Annotated in this window: 10 protein-coding genes; 7 read left to right on the forward strand and 3 right to left on the reverse strand. The window is 64.5% G+C overall.

From position 1 onward, the window contains the following. Window positions 1-176 precede the first annotated feature (176 nt). The 7 genes from M9H71_RS03280 to M9H71_RS03310 all read left to right on the forward strand — a co-directional run bounded on the left by M9H71_RS03280 (window position 177) and on the right by M9H71_RS03310 (window position 10,025). Window positions 177-1,430, forward strand: coding sequence for a PQQ-dependent sugar dehydrogenase (locus M9H71_RS03280; RefSeq protein ID WP_455403667.1), 1,254 nt, complete (start codon window positions 177-179; stop codon window positions 1,428-1,430). A 231-nt stretch (window positions 1,431-1,661) separates the two neighbouring features. Continuing rightward, entirely contained in the window at window positions 1,662-2,252 is a 591-nt protein-coding gene (locus tag M9H71_RS03285; protein ID WP_455403668.1) for a c-type cytochrome, read from the forward strand. Window positions 2,253-2,631: 379 nt separating this feature from the next. Continuing rightward, window positions 2,632-4,734 carry a catalase gene (gene katE, locus M9H71_RS03290; RefSeq protein WP_455403669.1) on the forward strand — a complete coding sequence of 701 codons (2,103 nt, stop codon included), beginning with the start codon at window positions 2,632-2,634 and terminating at the stop codon, window positions 4,732-4,734. 159 nt (window positions 4,735-4,893) lie between these two features. Beyond that, window positions 4,894-5,988 carry an acyl-CoA dehydrogenase family protein gene (locus M9H71_RS03295; protein WP_455403670.1) on the forward strand — a complete coding sequence of 365 codons (1,095 nt, stop codon included), beginning with the start codon at window positions 4,894-4,896 and terminating at the stop codon, window positions 5,986-5,988. Continuing rightward, window positions 5,985-6,932 (forward strand): AAA family ATPase, encoded by a 948-nt coding sequence (locus M9H71_RS03300; protein ID WP_271101731.1) that lies wholly within the window; start codon window positions 5,985-5,987, stop codon window positions 6,930-6,932. The genes M9H71_RS03295 and M9H71_RS03300 overlap by 4 nt, the downstream gene beginning before the upstream one ends. Then, window positions 6,932-8,323 carry a vWA domain-containing protein gene (locus M9H71_RS03305; protein ID WP_455403671.1) on the forward strand — a complete coding sequence of 464 codons (1,392 nt, stop codon included), beginning with the start codon at window positions 6,932-6,934 and terminating at the stop codon, window positions 8,321-8,323. The genes M9H71_RS03300 and M9H71_RS03305 overlap by 1 nt, the downstream gene beginning before the upstream one ends. Before the next feature lie 175 nt (window positions 8,324-8,498). Continuing rightward, on the forward strand, window positions 8,499-10,025 hold the full coding sequence (locus M9H71_RS03310) for an acyl-CoA synthetase (RefSeq protein ID WP_455403672.1): 1,527 nt from the start codon (window positions 8,499-8,501) through the stop codon (window positions 10,023-10,025). Between the two features lie 88 nt (window positions 10,026-10,113). Here the strand turns inward: M9H71_RS03310 and M9H71_RS03315 are convergent, their stop codons facing one another. From M9H71_RS03315 to M9H71_RS03325, 3 genes are all read right to left on the reverse strand, one after another. Beyond that, complete coding sequence (locus tag M9H71_RS03315) at window positions 10,114-10,395, reverse strand: high potential iron sulfur protein (protein WP_455403673.1); 282 nt, start codon at window positions 10,393-10,395, stop codon at window positions 10,114-10,116. A gap of 70 nt (window positions 10,396-10,465) precedes the next feature. Continuing rightward, on the reverse strand, window positions 10,466-12,889 hold the full coding sequence (locus M9H71_RS03320) for an MtrB/PioB family decaheme-associated outer membrane protein (RefSeq protein ID WP_455403674.1): 2,424 nt from the start codon (window positions 12,887-12,889) through the stop codon (window positions 10,466-10,468). Window positions 12,890-12,988: 99 nt separating this feature from the next. After that, on the reverse strand, window positions 12,989-14,614 hold the full coding sequence (locus M9H71_RS03325; protein ID WP_455403675.1) for a DmsE family decaheme c-type cytochrome: 1,626 nt from the start codon (window positions 14,612-14,614) through the stop codon (window positions 12,989-12,991). Window positions 14,615-14,650: the final 36 nt, after the last annotated feature.

The raw sequence follows: 14,650 nt of genomic DNA on the forward strand, positions 1-14,650 counted from the left end.
CACCGATTGCGCCGCAGCGAATGTTCATCGCGATTCGCTCCCAATCGTTCTTCTCTCCCGAAACGGATGTGATAGCTTCTCGCCACCGGCGTCCTCCGCTGGTGACGATCCGACGCGAACCGTTCCAACTAATAAGAATCAGAGCGGCCGGATCGGCCGCCGAGGGAGTGAACGCGATGACATCGGTCTTCACACGATCCGTTGTTGCCTGCGCGATTGCATTGTCGGCCGCCGCGATCTCGCAAGCCGGCGCGCAGGGCCTCAAGAAGTACGAATCCGGCAGCAAGGAATTCTGGACCAACCCGCCGCCCGACTGGTTCCTCGGTGACGAGACCGAAGCGCAGAAGGGGCTCGCGCCGCCCGCCGGTCCGCCGACCGGTTCGTCCGACGCGGAACTGGCCGCGACCATCAAGAAAATCAAGTTGCCGCCGGGCTTCAAGATCGAGGTCTATGCTTCGGGCGTCCTCGCCGCGCGGCAGATGGCATGGGGCGACAACGGCACGCTGTTCGTCGGCTCGTTCGGCCTCGGCAACGTCTATGCGATCACCGATAAGGACGGCAAGAAACAGGTCAAGACCATCCTGAAGGGCCTGAAGATGCCGACCGGGCTCGCGTTCCAGAACGGCGCGCTGTACGTGATCGATATCGACAAGCTGATCCGCTACGACAACGCCGAGGCCAATCTCGACAATCTCGGCCAGGGCAAGGTCGTGTACGACGACATGCCGTCCTACGTGGCGCACGGTTGGAAGTATCTGGCCGCCGACAAGGACGGCTGGTTCTACGTGCCGTTCGGGCCGCCCTTCAATATCGGCATTCCGCCGACCTCGGTGTCGCAGATCCGCCGCGTCGATCCCAAGACCGGCAATGCCGAACTGGTCGCGCTCGGCGTGCGCAATTCGGTCGGTGGTGACGTCGATCCGCGCACCGGCAAATACTGGTTCACCGAGAATGCGCGTGACTGGATCAGCGACGACATGCCGAGCGACAAGCTCAACATGATCAGCAAGATGGGCGAGCATTTCGGCTATCCGTATTGCCATCAGGGCGACATGCCGGATCCGAAATTCGCGATGGGGCACAAATGCTCGGAGTTCACTCCGCCGGTGCTGAATCTCGGTGCCCACGTCGCTCCGCTCGGCATGAAATTCTACACCGGCGATCAGTTCCCGGCCGAATACAAGAACAACATCTTCATTGCCGAACACGGCTCGTGGAACCGGCACAAATATCAGGGCGGCCTGATCAAGCGGGTGATCGCCGATCCGGACGGCAAGAACGCCAAGCAGGAAGACTTCGCCACCGGCTGGATCGAAGGCGACCAGGGCTATCTCGGCCGTCCCGCCGACGTTGTCCTCGCCAAGGATGGTTCGATGCTGGTGGCCGACGACTGGGCCGGTGCGATCTATCGCATCAGCTACAGCAAGTGAGCTCGAGCTGAGCGCACCCACCCCACGTTCGTCATTCCGGGACGCCGCGCAGCGGCGTACCCGGAATCCATACTCCGGGGGCGTTGTCAGGCACGACAGTCGTCTTCGTGCTTCACCGCGAGCACAGTGGTTATGGATTCCGCGCGATCGTCCCGGCCGGCTGCGCCGACCGCGACGAATCTCGAAGTGACGAACGCCAATCATAACTCTGAGCCAACAGAGGCCCCCTGCATGTCTCGCCTGCTCGCTGCGCTGTCGCTGTCGTTCTGTTTCGGTTTGCTTGCTTCCCCGCTTTTCGCCGGCGACGTCGAGGCCGGCAAGGCCAAGGCGGGAGTGTGTACCATCTGCCACGGCGAGAACGGCATCTCCAAGATGGAGTACACGCCGTCGCTGGCCGGGCAGCCCGATCTCTACATTCAATGGCAGCTGGTGTTCTTTCGCGCCGGCACCCGCGAAAACGCGAATATGAGGTCGGTCGTCGAGGACCTCAGCAACGAGGACATTCGCAATCTCGGGGCGTACTTCGCATCATTGCCGCCGATGAAGAACCCGAAGCCGGACGAAAAGCCGGAGCTGTCACGCAAGGGCGCCGAAGCCGCAGTGGGGAGGCGCTGTGCGTCCTGCCATACCGACAATTTCGCCGGCACCAAGGCGACTGCGCGGCTCGCCGGTCAGCGCGAGGAATATCTGATCAAGGCGCTGAACGAGTTCAAATCGGGTCAGCGTTCCGGAGGCGCCATGGCGGCGATGGCTGACGTCGCCTATCAGCTCAGCGAAGAAGAGATCTACGCGCTGGCGCATTACCTTGCACATTTGAATTAGGGCGGATCATCGGTCGCGCGGAGGAGGGCATTGCCGAGGGTGTGATCCTCGTGAGGGACGGGGATATGCATTTCAACGAGTCATTCCGGGGCGCGCGTGAAGCGCGCGAACCCGGAATCTCGATTTAGCGGATCGCCCCACGATAACCTCTGGATTCCGGGTTCGCTCACTGGCGTGAGCGCCCCGGAATGACGGTGCGGGTTCTTCGCCTTGGTGCCCCATCCTCGTCTCATCCCAGGAACCAATCCGCCTTCTCGCCGTAATCACGGCGGCGGACGACTCTCGCGCACCAGTTGGATCGATACGGCAGCGACGGTTTCGATCGCCGCGAGAGCCAGCCGCGCCGCCGAACGACTCATTCTTCCGTGTGCGAGGACCCATGGCTAACAAGCATCCCGAATTGAAATCCGCCAAACTTGCAGACGCGTCGATCAAGCGGGGGACGGGAGGTGAGACCCATCAGGTCGCGGAGGGCGAGATCGCGGCGCTGACGACGCGCCAGGGCGTGCCTGTCAGCGACGACCAGAACAGTCTCAAGCTCGGTCAGCGCGGCCCGACGCTGATGGAGGACTCTCACTTCCGGGAGAAGATTTTCCATTTCGACCACGAGCGGATTCCCGAGCGTGTCGTCCATGCCCGTGGCTTCGGTGCTCACGGGTTTTTCGAGACCACCGAGTCGCTTGCCGATGTCACGGCTGCCGACATCTTCCAGCGTGCCGGAGAGAAGACCCCAGTGTTCGTGCGGTTCTCCACCGTTGCCGGTAACAAGGGCTCGGCTGATCTGGCGCGCGACGTCCGTGGCTTCGCGGTGAAGTTCTATACCAAGGAAGGCAATTGGGATCTGGTCGGCAACAACATCCCGGTGTTCTTCATCCAGGACGCGATCAAGTTCCCCGACCTGATCCACGCTGCCAAGCAGGAGCCGGATCGCGGCTTTCCGCAGGCTCAGACTGCCCACGACAATTTCTGGGACTTCATTTCGCTGATGCCGGAATCGATCAACATGGCGTTGTGGATCATGTCCGATCGCACCATCCCGCGCTCGTTCCGGTTCATGGAGGGCTTCGGCGTCCACACCTTCCGGCTCATCAATGCGGCCGGCAAGTCGACCTACGTCAAGTTTCACTGGAAGCCGAAGCTCGGCATGCAATCGGTAGTGTGGAACGAGGCGGTGAAGCTGAACGGTGCCGATCCCGACTTTCATCGCCGCGATCTGTGGGACGCGATCCAGTCCGGTGACTATCCGGAATGGGAGCTCGGACTGCAGCTATTCGACGACGCGTTTGCCGATGAGTTCGAGTTCGACATTCTCGACGCCACCAAGATCATTCCGGAAGAGCGCGTGCCGATCCGCCGCGTCGGCCGGCTGGTGCTTGATCGCACCGTCGACAATTTCTTCAAGGAGACCGAGCAGGTCGCGTTTCAGACCGGCAATATCGTGCCCGGCATCGACTTCACCAACGACCCCCTGCTGCAGGGGCGGAACTTCTCCTATCTCGACACCCAACTGAAGCGGCTCGGTAGCCCGAACTTCAACGACCTGCCGATCAACTCGCCGAAATGCCCGTTCCACACCTTTCAGCAGGACGGGCACATGACGCTGACCAATCCCAAGGGCCGTGCCAACTACGAACCGAACTCATGGGGTGCCGACGGCGGCCCGCGCGAGACGGCGAAGGGCTTCCGCACCTTCCCGGCCGAAGAGAGCGGCGAGAAGCGACGCGCCCGCGGCGAGCTGTTCGCCGATCACTACAGCCAGGCGCGACAGTTCTACATCAGCCAGACCGAGACCGAGCAAACTCACATCCAGGACGCATTCACCTTCGAGCTCAGCAAGGTCGAGACGCCGGCGATCCGAACCCGCGTGCTGTCGCATCTCGTCAATGTGGACAAGCAGCTCGCCAAGATGGTCGCCGACGGCCTCGGCATGAAGCTGCCGGCGGCCGCGACCCCGGCCCGCGAGGTGATCACTGATCTGCCGCCTTCGCCGGCGCTGAGCATCGTCAAGAACCCGCCGGGCAGCTTCAAGGGCCGCAAGCTCGGCATCCTGGTCAGCGACGGCGCCGACGCAGCGCTACTCGCGGCGCTCGAGAAGGCCGCCAAGCAGCATGGCGCAGTGGTGGAGCTGGTCGCCCCGAAAGTCGGCGGCTTCACAACCTCCGACGGGAAGCAGCGGCCGGCCAAGCAGAAGATCAATGGCGGCCCTTCGGTGCTGTACGACGCGGTGGCGATCCTGGTTTCGGCAGAGGGTGCAGCCCAGCTCCAGCAGGAAGCGACCGTGCGCGACTTTGTGGCCGATGCGTTCGCGCACGCCAAGTTCATCGCCACCAGCGAGGACGCGATGCCGCTGCTGGAGAAGGCTGGTGTCGAGCCCGACGGCGGCGTGATGAGTCTGGGCGGGCCCAAGGACGCCGAGCGCTTCCTGGAGCTGTGTACGCAGTTGCGGTTCTGGGACCGCGAGCCGAAGGTTCATGCGGTGTAAGTGAGCCCCGTGCGTTGATCGATTCAGCGGCGCGGAGTTGATCCTGTCTGTGATGGCGGGAATGCGGCGGCGGAGTGAGCAGCTCCGCCGCCGCATTCCATTTGCCGGAATACAACAAATACTCGCCGTCGCGACGCGGTTGTTCTACACAACCAGACCATGACAGAGCTTCGAACACCGGCCGCGTCCCGGACGATTGCTGCGGTCGCCGAACGCATCGCGCGTTGGCGGGCGCTGACCGCTGATCGATCGGGCGATCCGTTCGCGCCGATGGCGCAGGCCGGGCTTTTCGAGATCGGCCTTCCCGGTAACGACGCGGCGCTCGACAGCTACGGGGCGATCGCGCAGGCCGAGCAGGCGATCGCCGCAGCGACTGGCGAACTCGGCCTCGCCACCGCGTTCGCCGGCCGGCAACTGATCGCGCGGTTCTTCATTGGAGGCTTCGCGGATGCTGCGCAGCGCGGCGAGCTGTTGCCGCGGATCGCTGCGGGTCGCGGCTGGGCCGCCGTGGCGATCTCCGAGCCCGGAGCAGGTGCGCATCCGAAACATCTCCAGACGACTGCCGAGCTGCAGGGCGACGCTTACATCATCAACGGCCGCAAGGCGTGGATCACCAACGGGCCGGTCGCCGATCTGTTTCTGGTGCTGGCGATCACCGATATCGATCAGGGGCGCAAGCGCTATGGCTTGTTCCAAGTGCCACGCGACACCGCGGGGCTGACGCTGACCCCGATGCCGTCACTCGACGTGCTGAAGCCGGCGTCGCATTGCGAACTGAGCTTCGTGAACTGCACTGTGCCGGCCTCGGCGCGGATCGGCGACATGTCGGATGCCTATCCGGCGATGGCGATGCCGTTCCGCGATCTCGAGGACACGGTCGCGACCGCCACCACTGTCGGCTTCCTCGACTGGCTGCTGCACACCGTCGCGGTGCGGATCGAGCGTAGCGACGACCACGCGGCGACCCTCGGTCGCTTCGCCGGGCTGCTGTCGCTGGCGCAGGCGGGAAGTGCCGCCGCCGTGCGGGCGCTGGACAGAGGCGAGGCGCCGAATGGCGCCCACGTAATCGGCGTTCGCAGCCTGGCGCGCAATCTCGTCGATGAGCTGCGCGCGCTGCTGCCCCCGGACCGCATCGACGACCAACTCACCCGATCGCTGGCGGCGTTCGACGTGCTGGCCAATGTCGCGCGCGAGCCGCGCAAGCAGCGGCAGATCGCCCTCGGCCAATCTCTCTGGAGCAATCAAAAGCAATGACTGCGAATCTGCCGATGCAATCCATCGAGGCCGTCACCGCTGGGCTGGCGTCGGTCGGCTATATCGCCAGCCGCCAGATCGCCACAGCGGTGTATCTGGCCGAGAAGATCGAGAAGCCGATCCTTGTCGAAGGGCCTGCCGGTGTCGGCAAGACCGAACTGGCCAAAGCGCTGGCGAGCTGGCGCGGCCTGCAGATGATCCGGATGCAGTGCTACGAGGGGCTGGACGAAGCCAAGGCGCTGTACGAGTGGAAATACGCCAAGCAATTGCTCTACACCCAGATCCTCAAGGACAAGCTCGGCGAGGTGCTCGGCGGCGCGCAGACGCTGTCGGATGCGCTCGGCCGGCTGCACGACTTCGGCGACGTGTTCTTCTCCAAGGAATTCGTCGAGCCGCGGCCGCTGTTGAAGGCGCTGGAGCAGCCGGAGGGCTGTGTGCTGCTGGTCGATGAAATCGACAAGTCCGACGCTGAGTTCGAATCGCTGCTGCTGGAAATCCTGTCGGACTACCAGGTGACGATTCCCGAGCTCGGCACCATCAGCGCTACGGTGAAGCCGCTGGTGCTGCTGACCTCGAACGGCGAGCGCGATCTGTCGGACGCGCTGAAACGGCGCTGCCTGCATCTGCACATCGGCTTTCCAGAACAGAAGCTGGAAGAGCGCATCGTCGAAAGCCGCGTGCCCGGCGCCGGCGAGACACTGCGCAAGCAGATGGTCGGGTTCATCAACCAGATCCGCGCGCTCGATCTGAAGAAGCTGCCGTCGGTCAGCGAGACGATCGACTGGGCTCGGGTGCTGGTGCTGTTGCAGGCCAGCGAGCTCGACCACCAGACCGTGAAGGACACCCTCAACGTGCTGTTGAAGTACGAAGCCGACATCGAAACCGCGCTGCCGCAGGTCTCCGGCTTCGTCGCCAAGGCCGGGCGCGAGGGCGTGTTCGGCTGATGCGCGAGGAGCTGCACCGCTTCTTCCGGGCGGCGCGCGGCGCCGGCGTGCGGGTGTCGCCGGCCGAGAGTATCGACGCGATGCGGGCGGTGTCGGAGGTCGGCTTCGCCGATCGCGGCCTGCTGCGCGACACGCTGCTGGTGACCCTGGCCAAGACCCAGGACGAAAAGCAGGCGCTGGCGCAGTGCTTCGATCTGTTCTTCAGCCGTCCCGAACCGAAGACCAATCCAGATGCCGCCGAAGATGCCGATCAGCAATCCCAAAATGCGACGTCGCCGTCGCAGCCGAGCGGCAGCGACGCGCCCGGGCAGGGGGGCGGCGAAGGTTCGGCGCCGCCGGAGCTCGGCGAATTGGCGCAGATGCTGCTCGCGCAGGACCGCAGTGCTGTTGCCGCCGCGCTCGCCGGCGCGGCGAACGAAGCGTCGCTGGCCAACATCCGGTTCTTCACCCAGCGCGGCCTGTTTCAGAGCCGGATGATGGAAGCGCTCGGCGTCGGCCGGTTGCGCGACGATCTCGATCGGCTCAAGGCCGATGACCCGGCGCAGGCCGAACGGCTCGCCGCAGCGCTCGATGGGCTGCGCGACAGCGTGCGCGAGATGGTGGCGCAGGCGCTGCTGCTGTATGGCCGCGAGGAAGCCGAGAACCTGCGCCACGAGGTGCTGCGCAACGCGCCGATGATGCGGCTGGAGCGGCGCCAGGTCGAGCAGATGAAAGAGCTGATCCGCGCCATCGCGCGGCGGCTGCGCGAGCGCTACAGCAAGCCGCGCAAGCGGCAGCGCCGCGGTCATCTCGACGTTCGCCGCACCATCCGGCGCAACGCCGCCTGGGGCAACATCCCGTTCCTCACCGCCTGGAAACGGCGGCATCGCGACAAGCCGCAGATCGTGGCGCTGTGCGACGTTTCCGGCTCGGTGGCGCAGGTGTCGGATTTCTTCCTGCTGCTGATCCACAGCCTGCACGAGGTGGTCGACGACGTTCGTTCGTTCGCGTTCTCCGGCCACCTGATCGAGGTCAGCGATATCCTCGACAAGCAGGAGCCGGAAGCGGCGATGCGCGAGATCATGTCGAAGGTCGGGTTCGGCTCGTCCGATTACGGTTCGTCGCTGGCGGATTTCGAAAAGCGCTGGCTGCGCGCGGTGACGCCGAAGACCACGGTGATCGTGCTCGGCGACGCCCGCAGCAACAATCTCGATCCGCGCACCGATATCCTGCGCACCATCTCCGAGCGGGCCAAGCGCGTGGTCTGGCTCAATCCCGAAGGCCGGATGGGTTGGGGCTGGGGCGATTCGGAAATGTTCCGCTACGCGCCATTCTGCAACGTGGTCCGGCAATGTGCCACCGCCAAGCAGCTCGAACGCGCGGTCTCGGATATCGTCGCGGCCTATCAGTAGGCGGCGCTCGGCCTAGCCTGCTGTCTTGCGCCAAGCGGCTGTGCGTTCGGCTCATTTTCGCGGCAGTTAGTTGCGCCGCACAAGAGGCGGCGATTGACTTCCCGCCGGCCCACGCTTTCACTCCCTGTCGTCGAGACGGCCACCAAGAGCCGCCGGCTTTCCGAGGGAGAAAACCATGAGCTTCGCTTACTTCGATTGGATCGCCCATCACGCCGAGGTTCGCCCCGAGCAGATCGCGGTGATCGATCTCGCCAGCAGCCGCAAGATCAGCTACCGCGCGATGGACGAGCGGGCCGATCGACTGGCGACGCATCTGTCGACCCTCGGCGTCGGCCGCGGCGATCGCGTCGCTGTGCTGGCGCTCAATGCGGCCGAGACGCTGGAACTGCAGTTCGCCTGTTTCCGGCTCGGCGCGATCTTCGTGCCGCTCAACGTCCGCCTCACCGTGCACGAATTGTCCTACATCGTCGGCGACGCTGCGCCGCGTGTGCTGGCGCATGACGACGAACTGGCGCCGATGGCGACGGAGTTGAAGGCGGCCTGCAGCGTGCCGCATCTTTTGGCGTTCGGCCCGGCCTATGAGGCCGCGCTGGCGGCCTCGCCGCGGCTCGGCGCAGCCGAGCCGGTGACGCTCGATGACGTCTCGACCATCATGTACACTTCCGGCACCACCGGAAAGCCGAAGGGCGCCATGATCACCCATGGCATGACGTTCATCAACGCGGTCAATCTCGGCATCCCGATCTTCGTGTCGCAGCGGACCGTATTTCTCTGCGTGCTCCCGCTGTTCCACACCGGCGGGCTGAATTGCTACACCAATCCGGTGCTGCATGCCGGCGGCACCACGCTGTTAATGCGGACGTTCGATCCCGGCTCGGCGCTGTCGATCATCGGGGATCCGTCGGTCGGGCTGACGCATTTCTTCGGCGTGCCGTCGATCTATCAGTTCATGTGCCAGCACCCGGCGTTCGCCGCCACCGATCTGTCACGGCTGCAGATCGCCGGTGTCGGCGGCGCGCCGATGCCGGTGCCGCTTCTGAAGATCTGGCAGGAGCGCGGATGCGCGCTGGTGCAAGGCTATGGCATGACCGAGACCAGCCCGGCGGTGCTGATGCTCGACGCCGATGATGCGGCCCGCAAGGCCGGCTCTGCCGGCAAGCCGGTGCTGCATGGCGACCTCAAGATCGTCGGTCCCGACGGCGAGCCGGTGAAGCCCGGCGAGATGGGCGAGCTCTGGGTGAAGGGGCCGAACATCACGCCCGGCTACTGGAATCGTCCGGACGCCAATCGCACCTCGTTCACCGACGGCTGGCTGCACACCGGCGACGCGGCGCGGGTCGACGAGGAGGGCTTCTATTACATCGTCGACCGCACCAAGGACATGTACATCTCGGGCGGCGAGAACGTGTATCCGGCCGAGGTCGAGGACGTGCTGTATCAACTGCCGGAGATTGCCGAAGCCGCGGTGATCGGCGCGCCCGATCCGCAATGGGGCGAGACCGGAGTGGCAGTCGTGGCGCTGAAGCCCGGCTTCGAACTGAGCGAGGCCAAGCTGCTGGCGCATTGCCGCGAGCGGCTGGCGCGATTCAAATGTCCGCAGCGCGTCACGTTTGTTGAAGCGTTACCGCGAAACGCCACCGGCAAGGTGCACAAGCCGACCTTGCGCGAGCGCATCCTGGTGCGCGAGACGGCCGAGGCGTGAACACCTGCCCTGCCTCCGCCGGCGGAGGCGAACGATTCGGGCCGCGGTGACGTAGACGGTGCGCCGGATCTCCGGCGCACCGTCCGGGTCATCCCTTGGCCACGTAAAGGCGGCACCAGCCGTTCTCGCTGATCGGGCTTTCGACCGTGACGCAGGCGCTCGGAGGCCGGAACTGCCGGCAGGTTCCGCAGCGTTTGGCGCCGCTCGGCGATTCCTGATAGCCGGCATCCTTGTGCGACGCCTTCTTGGTGACCTGCGCGGTCGCCGTCGCGATGCCGGCGCCGAGCAGCGCGGCGACTCCGGCGGCGCTGGCGCCGGCTTTCAGCAGATTTCGCCGCGACAGCGGCTGGTCGGTGGGCTTGTGCGTCATCGTTGGTCGTCCTCCCGTTGTTGATTTCGAGTTGTCGTGATCGGCGGCCTCGTTGCGGGCCGCCGGCTCTTCACCACTTCGCGTTCAGCGAAACCTGGACGTATTGCGCGTCGTAGTTCGGATTGGTCGCGCCCATGTCGATCATCCGCGCCAGCGTGGTGTCGACCAGATACAGATACGGCGACATCAGATCCTGCTGCCAATTGTCGACGCTGTTGCGCTCCCAGATGTAGCGCGCCCTGACGTAGACCTCGCCGGTCCAGCCGAGTTTCGCCACGATCGATGGATCGATGGTGTGCTTCAGCGACGCATCGACGCGTTGATAGTTGGTCGACACCGTCGGGAACGGAGAATAGCCGATGCCGTTGTTTTGCAACGGATACGCTGCGAACGGGCCGTAGTCCCAGTCCTCATTGGACCACGAGAGCGAATAAGCCAGCTTCAGATCGACTACGCCGGGGACCAGTTCGATGTTGCTCGACAAGATGATGGTATTCACTTTTTCATGGGTGTTGCTCGTGAACGCATCCGAAACTGCTGGGAACGTGACCGCCGGATTGACGCCGTTGGTGATGGTGCCGCTCCCGACTTGAAAGCGGTCGTAGGTTTCATACAAATACGATGCCTGGATCCAGTTTCCTGGTGCGAACGTGTAGGTCGCGTCGATGCCGGCGTTCCAAGTGTGGGTCTTTCTAAGGCCGAAGAAGCGAGGGTCGTCCGGGTAGTCGTCGAAGCGTAGGCCGGCGGTCGGAGACACCACGAAATCCCGGAACACGCTGCCGCTCGGGCCGGAGATGTCGAGGAAAGCGCTGGCCTTCAGCTGATCGCGGTTCGCCATGTCGAACTTCCGCATCAGGAAGCTGGTGCCGGTGTTGGAAGCAAGATAGTACGTATCCAGCGACATCTGCTGGCCGCTGTAATTGTTATAGCGCCGCTCGGAGTACTGTCCGCTAGTGCGCAACGTCGCGATGTCGTGGATTCGGAAATCTGCGGTGAGGCGGCCGATGAATTCATTGGTGACGTCGGCATCGCGGCGGCTGCGGTCCCATTGCTCCCAGGCGGCGCTGCCGCCCAGTGTGACCCATCTTTCAGGGCGCCATTGGATTTCGGCGGCGGCGTTCTGCTTGGTGTAGGACATCGATAGGGCGCGTCGAGGCACGCCCGAGGCGATGCCGGTGGTCGAGGTGTCCTCTACCACATAGTTCGGCATCAGGAGTTCGGGTGTCTGATTGTCGTTGTCGTAATAGCGATATCGCGTCGTGGTCTTGAACTCCGGCGTCCACTGCGTCGTAGCGACGGTGTTGTAGAGCAAGGTGTTGACTTCGCCGTTCAGGCTGGAAGCCGGTAGCGCGAAGGTCGTGATGCTCGGGTTGACGGTGAACGGAATGAACGGATCGTTCTGCCGCATCGTGGTGTATTGGAAGGTGCTGTTCCAGCGCGTCTTGAACGGAAGGTCGATGCCGCTCGTGATGCTGGCGTTGTAGGCTTGGTTGCTCGGCATCAGGCTGACGCGTGCCGCAGGCGAGAACAGTCGGGGATTGCCGGCGTCGTAGAACGGATTTTGCACCGTGAACGAATTGAAACTATTGTCGTAGAGCGAGAATCCTCCGCCGGCCTGGACGTTGTAGTGTCCGCCCCAGGGCGTCGGTCCGAAATACTGTCCGGTGAGCTTGCCGATCTGCGTGGTGTCGTCGATCGGACGCGGCACCTGCATTTGCTGCGCATTCGTCGCCGCCGGGCTGCCGCCCAGATACACGCCCGAGACCTGCGTGCCCTCCCGCTTTTCGTTCGAGTAGCTTGCCTTGAAATCCCAATTGGGATCGGGCGTCCAGCGATAGAACGCCGTACCCTTGTTACGTTGAATACCGACGTCGATCAGACCGGCCCTGCCGGCGAGCGCGTTGGTCATGGCTTGGCGCTGGGCCGCGGTCGATCCCGTTGCCAAGGGAGTCAGCGTGCTCCCGGGGATGGCGACCGACGTCGTCAGATTGCTGGTGCCGACGCCGCTCCAGATGCTCAACGCGCTGTTGGTGTAGAGATGTGGAATCTGATCCCAGGACGCCGTGAAGTAGTGTTCGCCGGCCTTGGAGAAATCGAAAACGTAACGCTGATTATTGTTGCCGATATTGTCGGCGCGCAGTTCGTTCCAGTAGGTGCCGTCCTTGGTCTGCAGCGTCACCCGCAGATATTCGGCGTATAGTCCCGGCGCGATCCGGCCGTATTCTTCGAATTTCGAGCGGTTGTTGCGGTCGCCGCCGCCGAACGGACTGGTCGGCGAGACCCAGGGCGTCGCCGATCTCGGTGGGCGCTGGATGAACGATCGCCATCCGGCTTCGAATTCACCCGAATACGACCAGCCGCCGTGCGCCGCGTCGAAGTCGTCGGCCGAGCGCGCCGGCTCCTCCTTCGCCGCCGTCTCGGCGGTCGCGCTCAATGGCATTGCGGTCATCACCGAAATTGCGGCGGACGTCAGCAGAAATTGCTTCAACGCCATCTCGAAGCCCCCTTCGCGCGTGTCGTTTCCATCACCCTTCGCGGCTTGTTGGTGTGGCGAGCGACGGCGGCCGCAGCCGTCGCTGTCCCCGGCACCGAACTATCGGTGCCAGCGTGATCCGGACGGCGAGTTCGAGCCGTGGATATTGTTGTGGCAATTCTGGCAGGCGTTCCCGACCGCCCAGCGTGCCGCGGTCGGCAGTCCCGGCTGGTTGTGCGGGTTGGTGTGGCACTGCTGGCAAAGCCTCTGCCGCGCGACGATCAGCAGCGACTCGTGATTGGAGCCGTGCGGTTCGTGGCAGTTCAGGCAGTTCTCGCGCACCGGCGGATGTTCGAACAGGAACGGTCCGCGCTTGTCGGCGTGGCAGGTGTAGCAGGTGTCGTTGACGGTCGCTTCCTTGAGCAGCTTCTCGGTCGCGCTGCCGTGCGGATTGTGACAATTGACGCAAGTAATCTTGGTCTCGCGCAGCGGCATGTGCGAGGTGCGCTGCACTTGTGCCTTGCGGTCCTTGTGGCACTGGAAGCAGGTATCCATCACCTGCTGGGTCTTGAGCTGATTGCGGGGCGACACCTTGCGCATCACGGTGTGGCAATTGACGCAGGCCAGCCCGCGGGTTTCGTGCTGCGAGCCCTGCCAGTAGGTCTGGTCGCCCTTCTCGTGGCAGCTCAGGCAGACGCTGTTGGCTTCGGCGACGTCAAAGCCGCGGCTGTCGGTGGGCCGAAACGAGCGGATCCCGCCCTTTTCGCGACCGCCGCCGCCGTTGACGTGCGCCGAGCCGGGGCCGTGGCAGGTTTCGCATTCCATCTTGCCTTGCGGCGTGATCTTGCCGGACTTGATGTTGCGGCCCATCACGGTCTGCTGGAATTCGTCGAACAGGCCGGCGTGGCAGGTCTCGCACGGCTTGGAGCCGACGAAGTAACGGCCGTCGGGATCGCCCGGCGCCGGCGCCACCATCGGCGCGCGCCCGGCAGCAGCCGCCTTTGGTTCGCGCTTTGCGATCATCAGCACGGGGCGCGAGTCGTCGGCCTTGGCGGCGAGGATCTCGATGAAGCCGAAACGCTGCGGTTGCTCCACAGTGTCGTCGAAGTTCTCCAGCGCCACCCAGGTGGTCACCATGGCGGCGTCGCGGACCACGTCCGGCATCTGCGCCACGTAGTCCGGCTCGCGCGCGAGGCGTGCCGCCAGCGTGCGGCGGGTCTCGTGCGAACGCAGAATGCGCTTCTCTGCAAGCGTTGTGGCGCGCTGCGTCGCGACAAGCCGCAGCATCTGATCGAGCTGTGCGCCACCTTCGATCGGCGTCAGCGGCAGCACGCTTGCGGCGCTGCCGTGCCCGGCGAAGCGGGTGTCGAACCGCGGCTCGGCCGCGGACGCGCCATGCGATGAACCGTGCGGCGATCCATGGGCGGACGAACCGTGGCCGGAGATGCTGCCATGCGGGCTGCCGCGGAGTGCCAGACCATGGGCGGGCACCGGCGTGAAGGTCTGCTCGGTCTTGCCGGCGCTCTGGAGGCCGCGCACGTAGTCGACCAACGCGTTGACGGATGGATCGACTGCGCCGACCTGACCGTCATGCGGCGAGGCATTGTGGTCGACCATCGCCGGTTCGGCGCCCGCCGGCCACGTCGCGCAGGCCAGCGCGATCGATACCAGCAGCGCCGAGATCAAGCTCCGGCGGCCGCGCCGATTTTGGCCGCGCGCAGCCGCCGCCCCCCGAGAGCCCCCCATTTCGTCCCCCGCAAGTGCTCAAGGCACAATAAAATT

The sequence above is a fragment of the Rhodopseudomonas parapalustris genome, assembly GCF_053772255.1.

What these genes read in the sequence shown, in the direction of transcription:
- M9H71_RS03280 (WP_455403667.1), top strand. Translation starts at nt 177, where the DNA reads ATGACATCGGTCTTCACACGATCCGTTGTTGCCTGCGCGATTGCATTG.
- M9H71_RS03285 (WP_455403668.1), top strand. Translation starts at nt 1,662, where the DNA reads ATGTCTCGCCTGCTCGCTGCGCTGTCGCTGTCGTTCTGTTTCGGTTTG.
- katE (WP_455403669.1), top strand. Translation starts at nt 2,632, where the DNA reads ATGGCTAACAAGCATCCCGAATTGAAATCCGCCAAACTTGCAGACGCG.
- M9H71_RS03295 (WP_455403670.1), top strand. Translation starts at nt 4,894, where the DNA reads ATGACAGAGCTTCGAACACCGGCCGCGTCCCGGACGATTGCTGCGGTC.
- M9H71_RS03300 (WP_271101731.1), top strand. Translation starts at nt 5,985, where the DNA reads ATGACTGCGAATCTGCCGATGCAATCCATCGAGGCCGTCACCGCTGGG.
- M9H71_RS03305 (WP_455403671.1), top strand. Translation starts at nt 6,932, where the DNA reads ATGCGCGAGGAGCTGCACCGCTTCTTCCGGGCGGCGCGCGGCGCCGGC.
- M9H71_RS03310 (WP_455403672.1), top strand. Translation starts at nt 8,499, where the DNA reads ATGAGCTTCGCTTACTTCGATTGGATCGCCCATCACGCCGAGGTTCGC.
- M9H71_RS03315 (WP_455403673.1), bottom strand. Translation starts at nt 10,395, where the DNA reads ATGACGCACAAGCCCACCGACCAGCCGCTGTCGCGGCGAAATCTGCTG.
- M9H71_RS03320 (WP_455403674.1), bottom strand. Translation starts at nt 12,889, where the DNA reads ATGGCGTTGAAGCAATTTCTGCTGACGTCCGCCGCAATTTCGGTGATG.
- M9H71_RS03325 (WP_455403675.1), bottom strand. Translation starts at nt 14,614, where the DNA reads ATGGGGGGCTCTCGGGGGGCGGCGGCTGCGCGCGGCCAAAATCGGCGC.